11 protein-coding genes are annotated in these 13,860 nt (G+C 66.9%); 5 read left to right on the forward strand and 6 right to left on the reverse strand.

Translation table 11 applies throughout. From position 1 onward, the window contains the following. Positions 1-241 precede the first annotated feature (241 nt). A complete protein-coding gene (locus AC5FRV_RS11530) occupies positions 242-1,048 on the reverse strand; it encodes a COX15/CtaA family protein (protein ID WP_493561239.1) in 807 nt (268 codons plus the stop codon). 134 nt (positions 1,049-1,182) lie between these two features. On the opposite strand from AC5FRV_RS11530, the gene AC5FRV_RS11535 reads away from it, so the two are divergent. Then, complete coding sequence (locus AC5FRV_RS11535) at positions 1,183-3,435, forward strand: NADP-dependent malic enzyme (RefSeq protein WP_493561240.1); 2,253 nt, start codon at positions 1,183-1,185, stop codon at positions 3,433-3,435. A 34-nt stretch (positions 3,436-3,469) separates the two neighbouring features. Here the strand turns inward: AC5FRV_RS11535 and AC5FRV_RS11540 are convergent, their stop codons facing one another. From AC5FRV_RS11540 to AC5FRV_RS11550, 3 genes are all read right to left on the reverse strand, one after another. Next, entirely contained in the window at positions 3,470-4,093 is a 624-nt protein-coding gene (locus AC5FRV_RS11540) for a ribonuclease H family protein (protein WP_493561241.1), read from the reverse strand. Between the two features lie 96 nt (positions 4,094-4,189). Beyond that, positions 4,190-4,438 carry a DUF8028 family protein gene (locus AC5FRV_RS11545; protein WP_493561242.1) on the reverse strand — a complete coding sequence of 83 codons (249 nt, stop codon included), beginning with the start codon at positions 4,436-4,438 and terminating at the stop codon, positions 4,190-4,192. A 211-nt stretch (positions 4,439-4,649) separates the two neighbouring features. After that, a complete protein-coding gene (locus AC5FRV_RS11550) occupies positions 4,650-5,090 on the reverse strand; it encodes a DUF8009 family protein (protein WP_493561243.1) in 441 nt (146 codons plus the stop codon). 214 nt (positions 5,091-5,304) lie between these two features. Between AC5FRV_RS11550 and AC5FRV_RS11555 the strand changes: the two genes are divergently transcribed. After that, a complete protein-coding gene (locus tag AC5FRV_RS11555) occupies positions 5,305-5,877 on the forward strand; it encodes a HalX domain-containing protein (RefSeq protein ID WP_493561244.1) in 573 nt (190 codons plus the stop codon). A gap of 43 nt (positions 5,878-5,920) precedes the next feature. Here AC5FRV_RS11555 and AC5FRV_RS11560 read toward each other — a convergent pair whose 3' ends face one another. Further along, positions 5,921-8,152, reverse strand: a complete 2,232-nt coding sequence (locus AC5FRV_RS11560) for a glycoside hydrolase family 3 N-terminal domain-containing protein (RefSeq protein ID WP_493561245.1) — start codon at positions 8,150-8,152, stop codon at positions 5,921-5,923. 470 nt (positions 8,153-8,622) lie between these two features. On the opposite strand from AC5FRV_RS11560, the gene AC5FRV_RS11565 reads away from it, so the two are divergent. Next, on the forward strand, positions 8,623-9,699 hold the full coding sequence (locus AC5FRV_RS11565; protein ID WP_089814690.1) for an ABC transporter ATP-binding protein: 1,077 nt from the start codon (positions 8,623-8,625) through the stop codon (positions 9,697-9,699). Beyond that, the gene (locus AC5FRV_RS11570; protein ID WP_493561246.1) at positions 9,699-10,814 is read left to right on the forward strand and encodes an oligopeptide/dipeptide ABC transporter ATP-binding protein; all 1,116 of its coding nucleotides are present in this window, start codon (positions 9,699-9,701) and stop codon (positions 10,812-10,814) included. Before AC5FRV_RS11565 ends, AC5FRV_RS11570 begins: the two co-directional genes overlap by 1 nt. Positions 10,815-10,975: 161 nt before the next feature. On the opposite strand, the gene AC5FRV_RS11575 is transcribed toward AC5FRV_RS11570, so the two are convergent. Further along, positions 10,976-12,313 carry an ABC transporter substrate-binding protein gene (locus AC5FRV_RS11575; RefSeq protein WP_493561247.1) on the reverse strand — a complete coding sequence of 446 codons (1,338 nt, stop codon included), beginning with the start codon at positions 12,311-12,313 and terminating at the stop codon, positions 10,976-10,978. 245 nt (positions 12,314-12,558) lie between these two features. Between AC5FRV_RS11575 and AC5FRV_RS11580 the strand changes: the two genes are divergently transcribed. Then, the gene (locus AC5FRV_RS11580; RefSeq protein ID WP_493561248.1) at positions 12,559-13,860 is read left to right on the forward strand and encodes a DUF7405 family protein; all 1,302 of its coding nucleotides are present in this window, start codon (positions 12,559-12,561) and stop codon (positions 13,858-13,860) included.

Raw genomic sequence — 13,860 nt, forward strand, 5'->3', positions numbered from 1 at the left:
ACGGCCGTCGCGGTCCCTTCCGGGCGTCGGCCGTGATTCCGTGCCGTAGGAGGTGTCAAATTCGATCCCATGTGACGTTCGTCAGTGGCGAGTATCTGGAAACGGGGGCGTCGCTGCTGTTCCGGGGAGATTCAGACTATTCGACGTGTGCGTCCGAAATCGTCCCGTGGCCTGTGCGACGTCGGCCGTCGCAGGTCAATTCTCACACGGGTCCGCGTTCACGACCCCCCAATTGCTCGTTTCAGTCGGCTCGAACGCCGGCGAGAGCGCTGCCCGTCGAGCGCTTCGAGAGCGTCCAGACCACGGCGAGGAGCGCCAGCAGGACGACGACCGCACCGACGTCCGTCAGCGCCTGATCGAGGCCGAACTTCCGGCGCGCGACGAGCATATCGAACCACGTGACGACGCTCCCGACGGCGAGGAGCGACCGGGTCCGACCGAGGCCGTGCGCGTGCGCCCACAGCGCCCCCGCTGCGAGCCCGCACGAGAGCAGGAACGAGACGGCGTAGAAGCCGACGAGCGCCCAGAGGGGCATCACGACGAGGGACCCGTCGAGGACGAGGTGGAGCGGGACGAGCGCGATCGCGGCGATCACCAGTGTCCGGAGCGTCTCGACCGAGGGCGTCTCGACGGTCCAGGCACACGCGGCAGCCAGACACAGGATGATCAGCGACGCGGTGACGAAGTGGGCGGCGGTGATGACCGCGGTGAACTCGGTGACGGTGAGTGCGCCGAGGATGATCTGGGACGGTAACAGTCCGACGGCGGCGGTGACGGCCCACTTCACGCGGCGGTCGTCCTGCTCGCGCCAGGCCAGGTACAGCGTCGCCAGCAGCGCGAATCCGACGAGCATCGCCAGCAGGCGGTGGGACCACTCGACGAAGCTCGTCCAGTTGGCGGGAAACAGCCCGAGCCAGCCGTCACAGAACGGCCAGCGGCGTTCGCAGGTCAGTCCCGCCCCCACGAAGGCGGTGTAGAGCCCGACCAGCATCAGGACGAGCGTCGCCGCGGTCGACCCGAACAGGAGGTTCCGAAACCGGCGATCCATGGCGCCGGCTTGGGTCCTGAGGTATATAGGTCCCCCTCTTCGATCCCGGTTTCTGAAACGGGGCGTGTTCGCTCGCCTCCCGTCACATTTGGGCGCAACACGAGCTTTATACTCGTTCCTGCTGGCGTTGACCCATGGGACTCGACGAGGACGCCCTCGACTACCACAGTAGCGACCCGCCCGGCAAGATCGCCATCTCGACGACGAAGCCGACGAGCACCCAGCGGGACCTCTCGCTGGCGTACTCTCCGGGGGTCGCCGCCCCCTGCCGGGCCATCGACGAGAACCCCGACGACGTCTTCACCTACACTGCCCGGGGGAACCTCGTCGCCGTCGTCTCGGACGGTTCCGCGACGCTGGGGCTGGGTGACATCGGTCCAGCGGCAAGCAAGCCCGTCATGGAGGGCAAGGGCGTCCTGTTCAAGCGCTTCGCCGACATCGACGTCTTCGACGTGGAACTGGACGTCGACGGCGTCGACGAGATGGTGAACACCGTCCGGCCGATGGAACCCACCTTCGGCGGTATCAACGTCGAGGACGTCGCCGCCCCGGAGTGTTTCGAGATCGAGCGGCGGCTGAGCGAGCAGATGGACGTGCCGGTGTTCCACGACGACCAGCACGGCACCGCGATCATCTCCGGCGCGGCGCTGCTGAACGCGGTGGACATCGCCGGCAAGCAACTCTCTGACATCGACGTCACGTTCGCGGGCGCGGGCGCCGCGGCGCTGGCCTCGGCCCGGTTCTACGTCTCTCTCGGCGTCGACCCCGAGAACGTCACCATGGCCGACGAGGGCGGGATCATCACCGAGGCCCGCGTCGAGGAAGAGGGCCTCCACGAGTACGTCGAACCCTTCGCCACCGAGGGCGAGGGCGGGACGCTGGCCGACGCGATGGTGGGCGCGGACGTGTTCGTCGGCCTCGCGGTCGGCGGCATCGTCGACCAGGAGATGGTCCGGTCGATGGCCGACACGCCCATCCTGTTCGCGATGGCCAACCCCGACCCGGAGATCGGGTACGAGGCGGCGAAGAACGCCCGCGACGACACCGTCATCATGGCGACCGGGCGCTCCGATTACCCGAACCAGGTCAACAACGTCCTGGGATTCCCGTTCATCTTCCGCGGCGCGCTGGACGTTCGCGCGACGGACATCAACGAGGAGATGAAAGTCGCCGCTGCGGAGGCGCTCGCCGACCTGGCCCGCGAGGACGTCCCGGACGCCGTCGTCAAAGCGTACGGCGACGACCCGTTGCAGTTCGGCCCCGACTACATCATCCCGAAACCCCTCGACTCTCGGGTCCTGTTTGAGGTGACCCCCGCGGTTGCCGAGGCCGCCATGGAGACCGGCGTCGCTCGTACCGACGTCGACCTGCCCACGTACGTCGAGGAACTGGAGGCCCGTCTCGGGAAGTCCCGCGAGATGATGCGCGTCGTCCTCAACAAGGCCAAGAACGACCCCAAACGCGTGGTGCTGGCCGAGGGCGACGACGAGAAGATGATCCGCGCCGCCGCCCAGCTCGTCGACCAGGGCATCGCCGAACCGGTCCTCATCGGCGACCGTGACCGGATCGGCGCCATCGTCGAGACGCTCGGCCTCGACTTCGCCCCCGATATCGTCGACCCGGCGGAGGGCGACCTGGCGGCCTACGCCGACCGATTGTACGAACTTCGGAAGCGCAAGGGCGTCACGCGCCACGAGGCCGGCAACCTCGTCGAGGACGGTAACTACCTCGGCAGCGTGATGGTCGAGATGGGGGACGCCGACGCGATGCTGACCGGCCTGACCAACCACTACCCGTCGGCGCTGCGCGCACCGCTGCAGGTCGTCGGCACCGCGCCGGAGGCCGACTACGCCGCCGGCGTCTACATGCTGACGTTCAAAAACCGAGTCGTCTTCTGTGCCGACGCGACCGTCAACACCGACCCCGACGCGGAGGTCCTGGCCGAGATCACCCGTCACACCGCCGACCTGGCCCGCCGGTTCAACGTCGAACCGCGCGCGGCGATGCTGTCGTACTCCGACTTCGGGAGCGTCGACAGCCCGGGCTCACGGAAACCCCGTCGCGCCGCGGAGCGACTTCGGAACGACCCCGCGGTCGACTTCCAGGTCGACGGCGAGATGCAGGCCGACACGGCCGTCGTCGAGGACATCCTCGCCGACACCTACGAGTTCTCGGACCTGGACGGGCCGGCGAACGTCCTCGTCTTCCCCAACCTCGAAGCGGGCAACATCGCGTACAAACTGCTCCAGCGTCTGGGCGGTGCCGAGGCTATCGGTCCGATGCTCGTCGGCATGGACGAACCCGTCCACGTGCTCCAGCGCGGCGACGAAGTGAAAGACATCGTCAACCTCGCGGGCGTGGCGGTAGTCGACGCACAGAACGAGTAATCGCTCCGACTTTAGGCAGTGTTTAGACTGCCGTTCAGTCGCTCGCTCCGCCCCGGTTGGCCCGTGACGGCGGCGGGACGCGCTCGTCGACGCCCGGGGACTCGGGCAGGACGCAACGAGCGGGTTCGTCGTTGACGTGGGCGTACTGGTCGGGCGCGTTGGCCAGCGCGTGGGCCGGATTGACGTCGCTCGGGATGCGCGCGGCCCGAATCTCCTCGAAGCCGTTGATCCGGGCGCGGATGCCGCGCCAGTGGAGTCCCGTCGCGACGGGGACGGAGACGTCGTGGTGGGACACCGACGCGGGGTCGTCGGCCGCGAGCATCGCGGCGTTGACGTTCGCAGCCAGGTCGTCGTGGTCGATGAGGAGTCCGACGCTGGCGCTGGCTGGCGCACGAGACGCGAGTACGTCGAGGCCCAGGTGTAACGCCCGATACTCCGCGACGTTGTTGTCCGGCGCGTTGTCCGGGAGGGAGAGCCGAGCGACGCGCTCGCCGTCTCGCGTTTCGATGACGGCACCGAGCCCACCGCTCGCGTCCGTGTAGGATCCGTCGGTAGCGATGTAGAAGTCGCGGTGGTGTGTGCGCGGCGGATGCGCGATGTGCGGCGTCGGTGACTCGTCGAACAGGTCTCTCAGTGACGGCCGGCCGTAAGCGGCCATGAAATACGTTTCACGGTGCAGGCTGATAAATATACTGCCAGTGGTAACGTTTGGCACTGGGGTGGAAAATCGACCGTCTCCACCGTCGAGCGAGTGTCATTCCCGACGGTGGGGGTGGCCGACGAAGAGCGTCACGGCGTTCGCCGCGAGGAGGGCGAGGAACGCGATGGTGACGGAGCTACTGCCGAGGCCGCTCGCCAACAGCGGGAGGTAGAGGAACGGGAGGGCGACCGCGACCCAGAACGAGAGGATACGTACTGGTCCGAGGACGTTCTCGCCGGGGCGGACGACCGTTCCTGCGGCCTGGAGGGCGGTGCGAAGGTCGTTTGCGGAGGAGTTGGACATCGGGGACACCCACCAGATGCCACCAGTGCCGACCCCATATAACCGGCCGAGCGTTCGGGTCGTTTCACACCGTTTCAACGTGGCAAACGTTGACTAGCACGTTTCACGACCGACTCACATCGGTCGATATTTTTCATTCCCCACGCTCAGGCCGTCTCGCGATTTCTGGACGTTCGATCACGGCTCGGCGACGCCCGGTTTCGGCGCCGTCTCACTCGTCCGGGACGGTCCCGAGTAGAGAGATGGTAATCGTCTCGTCCGTCCCTGGCAACTGGGTTTCCGTGCGCACGTACTCTGGGACCGACGACCGCCACTGCTGGAGCGCGACCCGATAGCGTTCCCGATGGCGTTCGACGCTGTACGTTTCGGTCGGGTCGGCGCGAAGGGCGTCCTCGACGCCGTCAGGGTCGGGCGGTGCCGGACAGCGGTCGTTCACGAACGCCTCCGCCGGAAGCACAACGGGTGCCTGGTCCTCGGTCTCGCGTCCCTGGCGGACGTGGAGGCGCGCTCGCATCCGACCGCTGAACGGCGGCGTCATCCGGAGCACCGTGTCCGCGTTCCCGGTCCGCCGGCTCGCCTCGAGCGCAGTGACGAGATCCGCCGCCGTGACGACGACGGTGTCGACAACGGCCGGGTCGTTCGATCGTGTCATCGTGGTGCCGTCGCCTCCTGTCGAGTCGAGGTTCGGATGCCTCGTAGAAACGTCCGTCGCCCACGAGACTGGAATGCACGAGTCGTGCGGTGGCCGACTTCTGATATGGATCCACAGGTGATAATCGACGGGGTGGTTTTATGGTCGATATCGATCAACGACTGAGGCGTATGATTCGGGGGACGCTGATACCACGGAGGGACGTGTTGGGCCGATGACACCAACGAACCGGTCCGGACGGGTGCTCGTCGTCGACGACGAGCGCGCCGTCGCCGACCTCTATGCGAACTGGCTCGACGTGGACCACGACGTCCAGGTCGCCTACGACGGGAGCCAGGCCCTCGAACTCGCCGACGACGACGTGGACGTCCTCTTCCTCGACAGACAGATGCCGGGCCGGTCGGGCGACGAGGTGCTCGAAGTCCTGGACGAACGCGGCCTCGACTGTCGAATCGTCATGGTGACCGCCGTCGACCCCGGGTTCGACATCGTCGAGATGCCGTTCGACGACTACCTGATCAAGCCCGTCACCCGGGAGGCACTGACCGAATCGGTCGAGGAGATGCTCACGCGCGATACCTACGACGACCAGATGCAGGAGTACTTCGCCCTCGTCTCGAAGAAGGCGACGCTCGACGCCCAGAAGAGCCGAGCGGAACTGGCAGAGAGCGACGCCTACGCCGAGATAACGACTCGCGTCGAGGAGTTCCGTAACCGAGTCGACGAGACCGCTGCCCGGGTGACGTCCTTCGAGGGGCTCTTCTACGAACTCCCCGGCGGAAACTGACGCTTCTCCGACGCCCGGTTCAGCGACCCTGTCTGGTGGCCGCCTAGAGGTACGTCCCGTCCACGGAGACGCTGACGGTCTCGTCGGCGACGGTTAGCTCGTAGGTGTCACGTTCGAGGACGTGGCCCCGGCCCGGGCGATAGTAGCCCATCTCCGCGGCCGGGATGGACAGTTCGACCGTCCTCGTCTCGCCGGCGTCGAGCGAGACGCGCTCGAAGGCGAGCAACTCACTGTTGGGTCGCACTAGCTGTGGCGAGCGCTGGGACCCGTAGGCCTGGACGACCTCGGTACCGGACCGGTCGCCGACGTTCGAGAGCGTCACTTCGAGTTCGACGGCCTCGCCGGGACCGATTTCCCGGGACAGTACGTCGAGGTCCCCGTACTCGAACTCGGTGTAGCTCAGCCCGTGACCGAAGGGATAGAGCGGGTCGTACGTGTCGGGGTGCTCGTCGTCGCCGATGGGTCGCGGCTGGCGCTGGTAGTCGTGGTGCTGGGGGAGGTCGCCCTCGTCGGACGGCATCGTGACCGGCAGGCGACCGGACGGCTCGTTGTCCCCGAAGAGCGTCTCGGCGATGGCGTGCCCCCCTTCGGAACCGGGGTAGTAGGCCATGAGAATCGCCGGGACGTGCTCGGCCATCCAGTCGACGATCAGCGGCCGACCGGTGATCAGGACGCCGACGGTGGGCGTCCCGGTCTCGTGGATCGCCTGGACCAGTTCGCGCTGGGCGTCGGCCAGGCGGAGGTTCGACCGGTGGGGCCACTCGCCCGTCTCCACGCCGGCCTGGTCCTGGGGGCCGAACTCGTGGATGTACCAGCCTTCGCCGAGCGAGACGACGGCGACGTCCGCCTCGGCAGCCTTCGCCGCCGCGGCCTCGACGTCGCGTGCCTCGTTGACCGTCGCGCCCTGTTCGTAGGTGACGGCGCCGTCCGCGTGGTGTTCGATGGCGTCGAGCAGGCTGTCGCCGGCGACGTGTTCCTCGGCGTCGACACTCCAGCCGCCGACCTGGCTCACTTTGTCGTCGGCGTTGGGCCCGGCGACGAAGACGTCCTCGGCGCCGTCGAGGGGGAGCAGGTCGTCGTTCTTCAGGAGCGTCATCGAGTCCCTCGCCGCCTCGCGGGCCACCTCGCGGTGGTCCTCGTGCCCGACGGTCTCGAGTGCCTCGTCCCTGTCGACGAAGGGGTCCTCGAACAGTCCCATGCGGAACTTCAGTGCGAGGACGCGGCGGACCTTCCCGTCGAGGGTGGACTCGTCGAGGTCGCCGGCTGCGACCAGGTCGACGAGGTGGTCGACGTGCCCGGTCGTCCCGACAGAGGCGACGGTCAGGCCGGCCTCCCGCGAGCGGTAGACCGATTCGCGCCAGTCCTCGGTGACGTGGTGGTCCTCGTGGAGGTGCCGGACGCCGCCCCAGTCAGAGACGGTGTGGCCGTCGAACCCGAGTTCGCCCCGCAGGAGGTCGGTGAGGAACCGGTGGGAGCCGTGCATCGGCTCGCCGTTCGTCGAGTTGTACGACGGCATCACGGAGGTCACGCCCTCGCCGACGACCGACTCGAACGGGCGGAGGAACGTGTTCCAGAGCCGGTACTCTGATATCTCGGCCGGCGCGGCGTCCTCGCCACGCTCCGGGCCGCTGTAGGCCGGGAAGTGCTTCGCCGTCGCGACGACGTTCTCTTCGCCCCCGATCCCGTCGCCCTGGTACCCACGGACTTTCGCGGCGGCCATCTCGCCGACCAGCCGCGGGCTCTCGCCGAACGTCTCGAAGACGCGACCCCACCGGGGTTCACGGCCCACGTCGCAGGTGGGCGAGTAGTTCTGGTGGGCCCCCGTCGCACGGACCTCGGTCGCACAGATATCGGCCGCTCTCTCCGCCAGGTCTGGATCCCAGGTCGCCCCGGTCCCCAGCCCGTTCGGGAAGATGGCCGACCCGGCCACGTACGCGTGCCCGTGGACGGCGTCGACGTTGAACAGCACGGGGATCCCCAGACGGGTCTCCTCGCGTGCCAGCTGTTGTATCTCGTTGACGGTGTCGACGATTTCGCCGGGCTCCGTCCCGATGGACCCGCCCCATCCGAACGTCGCTACCGCCCCGAGCGTGTGCTCGGTAACCGCGTCTTTCACGTCGTCGAGACTGTTGAACTCGCCCATCTTGCCGCCCCACGTCCCGACCAGCTGTCCGGCCTTCTCCTGGACAGTCATCCGGTCGAGGAGGTCCTCGACGCGGCGGTCGACGGCGGCGTCGGGCCGCTGATAGAGGTGGTCGTCACCGTTGGTCTGCATCGTTCACAAACGTCCCGCCATCCCGTTAAATAAGTTTGCAAATCCGGAACCGGGCGTCCGCCACGGAGACGCCCGTTCACAGGCGTCTCCGACGACTCGACCACGTCGCCGGATGGCCATTAGTCCGCCGGGAACCCGACGGGCGTTTCCCCGCGCCTGGTGGGATAAACCACAATTACTATAGCTATGAAGCGAAAGTAATCGGGTGTGAGATTCTGTCTCGAACGGACTGCGCGGGCCGTTCTTGCAACATTGGCAGCCGATGGAATCGCGCTCGGGGCGATTCCGTTTCTGCCGCTCGGATCTGCCGGTCTGGTCGACCGGACCGTCGCGTTTCTCGGCGTCGATACGTTCAGACGCACCCGGGGACGCAACCGCGCATTTACCCCCCGAGTTCGGACTCGACTCTCCGGCGAGTCCGAAACGACTACACAAGAAGATGATGACACTCAACTCATGGTGGGAGTCTAATGGCGACGCAGAATAGCAACCCTCGCTCCGAGCGCGGAGTCGAGGATCCAATCATCCAGATGCGAGGCGCCTCGGTGACCTACGACGAGGGCGAATCCTACGTGCTCGACGACGTCTCGCTGGACATCGGCCGCGGCGAAATCGTCGGTATCATCGGCGAGAGCGGTTCGGGCAAGTCGATGCTCGCTTCGTCGATGCTCGACGCCATCCCCGACCCCGGTCTCCTCACTGGGGGGATCCGGTACAACCCGCCGGACGACGAACCGATAGAGATCCTCGACCTCGACAAGGAAGGGATCCGGAGCCTGCGCTGGGAGCACGTCTCGATGGTCTTCCAGGGCGCGATGAGTTCGTTCAACCCGACGATGAAAGTCGGCGACCACTTCGTGGAGACGCTGAAGGCCCACGACGCGAACGTCGAGGAGGGGATGGCCCTGGCCCACGAACTGCTCGAGGACCTCTACCTCGAACCCGAACGCATCCTCGAGTCCTACGCCCACGAGCTCTCGGGCGGGATGCAACAGCGCGCCCTCATCGCGCTCAGCCTCGTGCTCGAACCCGAGATGCTCGTGATGGACGAGCCGACCGCCGCGCTCGACCTGCTGATGCAGCGCTCTATCCTCCGTCTGCTCGAGGACCTCCAGGAGAAGTACGACCTCACGATGGTGTTCATCACGCACGACCTGCCGCTGGTCGCCGCGCTGGCCGACCGGATGGCCATCATGTACGCCTTCAAGCTGGTCGAGGTCGGCCCCACGCGGGAGCTGATCGAACACGCCGCCCACCCGTACACGCGCAAGCTGCTCAACTCGACGCCGAACCTCGACGCGCCCCTGGACGAGATGGAGGCCATCGAGGGCGACCAGCCCGCGCCGATCAACGTCCCGACGGGCTGTGCGTTCCACCCGCGGTGTCCGCTCGCCGACGAACAGTGTCGGTCGACGGTGCCGGAGTTCTTCGACGCCGGCGAGGACCACGAGGTCGCCTGCTATCACTGGGAAGAGGCGATCGACCAGATCTCGCTGAACTACGCGGACTCGCTTGGTGACCGCGCGGCCAGCGGAGGTGACGACTGATGAGTAGCGAACCACCGCTGCTGGAACTCGAGAACGTCGAGGTCCACTTCGAGGACAAACCCGGCCTGCTCGACTTCGGTGGCGAGACGAAGACGGTTCGTGCCGTCGACGGCGTCAACCTCACGCTCGAGGAACGCGACGTCCTCTCGCTGGTCGGCGAGTCCGGCTGTGGCAAGACGACGCTCGGCAAGACCGCAATCGGCCTCCAGCGGCCGACTGGCGGGAGCGTCAAGTTCCGCGGCCACGATATCTGGGAGGTCCGCGACGGGAAATCGGACGCCGACATCACCTGGAAGGAGATCCGCACGTCGCTGCAGATCATCCACCAGGACCCGGGTGCCTCGCTCAACCCCAACCGGCGTATCCTCTCTATCCTCTCCGAGCCGCTCAACCAGGTCAACGCAGAACTCAGCCGGAGCGAGAAGCGCGAGCGGATCTACGCGCTGCTCGAACGCGTCGGGATGAACCCGGCGGCCGACTTCGCCGAACGCTACCCCCACCAGCTCTCTGGCGGCGAGAAACAGCGCGTCGCGCTGAGCCGCGCACTGTTGATGAACCCGGACGTCATCCTGGCCGACGAGGCCATCAGCGCGCTGGACGTCTCCCTGCGTGTCGAGATGATGGACCTGATGCACGAACTCCAGAACGAGTTCAACACGTCTTTCGTCTTCATCTCACACGACCTCTCGAACGCCCGGTACTTCACCGCCCACGCCGGCGGAAAGATCGGCGTCATGTACCTGGGCGAACTCGCGGAGATCGGTCCCGCCGAGGACATGATCGGCGACCCGCGTCACCCCTACACCAACGTGTTGCGCTGGGCGACGCCGGACCTCTCGCTCAGGGAGACCGGCGACCCGCCGATGCGGAAGATCGACATCCCGGACCCGGTCAACCCGCCGAGCGGCTGCCGGTTCCACACGCGATGTCCGGAGGCCAGAGAAGTGTGTAAGCAGGAGACCCCGCCGGACTACCAGGCCGGCGAACAGCGCGTCGCCTGCTTCCGCGAGGACGAGGACCACTCGTACTGGAACAGTCCCGAACTGAGCGACGGCAACCTCGCAGACACCGGGACGAACACCGACGTGGGCGAGGAGTCCGGCTTCTCGGACTAGCCGTCCCCGACGCCTTTTTCGATATCGTTCCCGCGCTCGATCCAGTCAGCTCTGCGTCCCGTCACCCGGTGACGCATCGGTTGCGGTCTCGCGTCTCCACTGACGGGGCCGGTCACTGTCGCTCGTGGGGCGTCAGATCGTCGAAAAAAGTCGACCCGGAGCTACAGCGAGCAGGACGTGGCGGGCTCCTCTTCGCAGGTCGGCACGACGCCATCGCGGTGGTCGAGTAGCTCGAAGTAGTTCCCGCCGGAGTCCTGACTGGACCTGCCGCGAACGACCGGGACGGCACGGCTGGCCTGGTGGTTACACGCCTGGAGGCGCTGGTCTCCGCCGCCGGCGTCGTATTCGTAGCCTTCCAGCGCCGACTGGATGGCGCCGGGCTCGAACGACTCGGCGCGCGCTGCCGCGGCGGCGAACTGGAGCGTCTGGGTGTAGGTGACGTGCGCCGTGCCGGACCCGGTCGCGGCGTCGCCGCCGGCGATCGTCCCGTAGTTGCTCACGTACGCCGAATCGTACGCCTCGGCGTACTCACCGTCGAGGCCGGCTTCCCACGGCATCGTTCCGAGGACGTCGGCGACCTCGGAGCCGACGACGTAGCCCAGCGAGTCGTCGATGAAGGGGACGACGACCTGTGTCTCCTCGGGGACGACGTCCTGGGCGGCCGTCAGCGCGTTGATGGCGTCGATTCCGAACAGGTTCAGGAAGAGGGCGTCAGGTCGACCGCGTGTGATCTGGGTGAGGTCGTCCTCGTAGCCCGTCGAGCCGGGCTGGATGGCCTCGTTCCCCCGCGGTTCCCAGCGGGGCGTGCCCGAGTCGGCGAAGTACCGGTCGACCGCGTTCTGCAGGTCCTTCCCTTCCGGGGAATCGGCGTACAACTGGACGTAGGTGGCCCGTTCGCCGGTCCTGGTGGCGAGCGTCGGTCCGAGGGCTCGCACGAGCGCACGCGAGGAGTACATCTCCCGGTACATCGTCGCGGCGCACTCCTCCCCGCTGAGCGCGTCGAGCAGACACGTCCCAGCCATGAAGGGCACCTCGTGTTCGATAGCGATATCGCGGTGGGCCCTGGCGGTGCTCGCCCTGGCTCCGCCACAGATCATCGTCACCCCGTTTTCGGTCACGTGGGGGAGGACGTTCGACCGCGCCGTCTCTCCGCTTCCCTCGTTGTCGACGATCGTCGACTCTACCTGGTGCCCGAGGAGACCGTCACCGGCCAGCTCGTCGAACGCGCCGGCCTCGACGAGTCCGCCACCCTCGTTGATGTGCTTGACCGCCAGTTCGAATCCGTTCCGCTCCTTGTCACCGAGACGCGAGTACGGGCCGGACTGTACCGTCGACAGAAGGAAGGTCGGCGCCGAATCCGGCGTCGGCGTGCCGCCGCTCCCGTCGGAGATACAGCCGGCCAGCCCACCGAGTCCGGCGACGCTCCCTGCCGCAATCGTCTCGAGCAGCCGTCGTCGAGACGTCGTCCCACCTGTCGCGTGGCGCTCCTCCCGTTCCATGGGCTTGATTGGATAATTATACCATATATTCCTTTGGGTACCCGGTCACAAATTGGCAGCCACCGGGCTCGTCAGCGGAAACCGAGTTGGGTCGCAGGTCGTCGGCGAACCGGGCCCCGCAGCGGGGGCGAACGTCGCCCAGATCGTAGCGGTATCCAGGACTGGTTGCCGGCCGATCCGGCCGCCTTCAGACGCCCAGCGGCCGACGCGAAAGATATTTGAGCGGTGATTGGGAATGGATGGCAATGCCTTCGGGTGATTCTCGCGGCATCTCTCGACGAGACTTCGTCGCGTCTGCAGTGGCGATCGGTGGGTCGGCGGCGCTGTCTGCCTGTCTCGGTCGGGAAGCCCCGATGGTGTCGGAGGACACCGAGCGCGAATCCCAGTTTCCCACCGGGTCCGACCCCGCGTCGCTTCCCGACGGCCAGCACAACTGGAACGAGTACCTGGTCACGGACGCCCACGGGAACACGGCGATTCCGCAACACCAGGTCGTCCTCGGCCTCGAATACGTGGGATCGGTGCCGCCGACCGACGAAGAACGGAGCGAGGTGGAGGCCGCGTTACAGTCCCTGGAGCGAGCACACCAGTGGGGGACCGGTGGGGCGACGTCGGCGTCGCTCAACGAGGGGCTCCTGACGTTACTCGGCTACTCGCCGCGGTACTTCGACCGGATGGACGCCAGCGTCGAGGGGCTCACCCCGCCGGAAGACGTCCTCGAGGCCGTCGGCGAGGACCCGTCGATGGCCGACCCACACGACGCTTTCCTCGTGCTCAACAGCGATTACGGTTCCATCCTGCTGGGCTGTGAGGAGGCGCTGTTCGGCGAACGCGACCGGATCAACGGCCAGGCCGTCGAGGGTACCTTCGAGGATATCTTTGAACGGCGCGAACGCCGGGCCGGCGTCGTCGGTCGCGGGAACGTCGCCGACGAGGTCGACAACGACTCGATACCGCCGTCGGCGCCGCTGTCGATGGGCTTTCGCTCGGGGTTCCGCGACACGCAGCCCTCGGAGGAGGCGGTCACCATCGACGACGGTCCGATGGCCGGCGGTACCATGCTCGCGGCCTCCCGCCTGCACATCGACCTGGACCGGTGGTACGAACAGGACGACGAGGAACGCTTCGCCGAGATGTTCTCGCCAACGCAGGACCCGGCCGACGTCGGACCGGTCGGTGACCGCCTCGGTTCCACCAGCGAGATAACGGAGGAGATGACCGAGAACGTCGAGGAAATCGCCGAGGAACACGGTCGGCTCGGTCACTCCCAGAAAGTGGCGCGTGCACGCGACGAGGACTTTCGGCCACAGATCCTCCGCCGGACGGAGGGCGTGGCCACGGACGTCGCCGAGGGCGTCGGCTTCAACTTCCACTCGATCCAGGCCACGATGGACGCGTTCGTCGAGACGCGCACGGCGATGAACGTCGACGAGTACGACGTCGACGTCGCCGACGACGACCACGGCATCGTCGACTACCTCGAGACGAGAGCGCGCGGCAGCTACGTCGTCCCGCCGCGAGACCAGCGGGCACTCCCGACTATCTAA

The organism is Halomicrobium sp. HArcel3, assembly GCF_058933135.1.

Coding starts and splice junctions, on each gene's coding strand:
- AC5FRV_RS11565 (WP_089814690.1), top strand. CDS start 8,623: ATGGCGACGCAGAATAGCAACCCTCGCTCCGAGCGCGGAGTCGAGGAT.
- AC5FRV_RS11545 (WP_493561242.1), bottom strand. CDS start 4,438: ATGTCCAACTCCTCCGCAAACGACCTTCGCACCGCCCTCCAGGCCGCA.
- AC5FRV_RS11555 (WP_493561244.1), top strand. CDS start 5,305: ATGACACCAACGAACCGGTCCGGACGGGTGCTCGTCGTCGACGACGAG.
- AC5FRV_RS11560 (WP_493561245.1), bottom strand. CDS start 8,152: ATGCAGACCAACGGTGACGACCACCTCTATCAGCGGCCCGACGCCGCC.
- AC5FRV_RS11535 (WP_493561240.1), top strand. CDS start 1,183: ATGGGACTCGACGAGGACGCCCTCGACTACCACAGTAGCGACCCGCCC.
- AC5FRV_RS11550 (WP_493561243.1), bottom strand. CDS start 5,090: ATGACACGATCGAACGACCCGGCCGTTGTCGACACCGTCGTCGTCACG.
- AC5FRV_RS11530 (WP_493561239.1), bottom strand. CDS start 1,048: ATGGATCGCCGGTTTCGGAACCTCCTGTTCGGGTCGACCGCGGCGACG.
- AC5FRV_RS11575 (WP_493561247.1), bottom strand. CDS start 12,313: ATGGAACGGGAGGAGCGCCACGCGACAGGTGGGACGACGTCTCGACGA.
- AC5FRV_RS11540 (WP_493561241.1), bottom strand. CDS start 4,093: ATGGCCGCTTACGGCCGGCCGTCACTGAGAGACCTGTTCGACGAGTCA.
- AC5FRV_RS11570 (WP_493561246.1), top strand. CDS start 9,699: ATGAGTAGCGAACCACCGCTGCTGGAACTCGAGAACGTCGAGGTCCAC.
- AC5FRV_RS11580 (WP_493561248.1), top strand. CDS start 12,559: ATGCCTTCGGGTGATTCTCGCGGCATCTCTCGACGAGACTTCGTCGCG.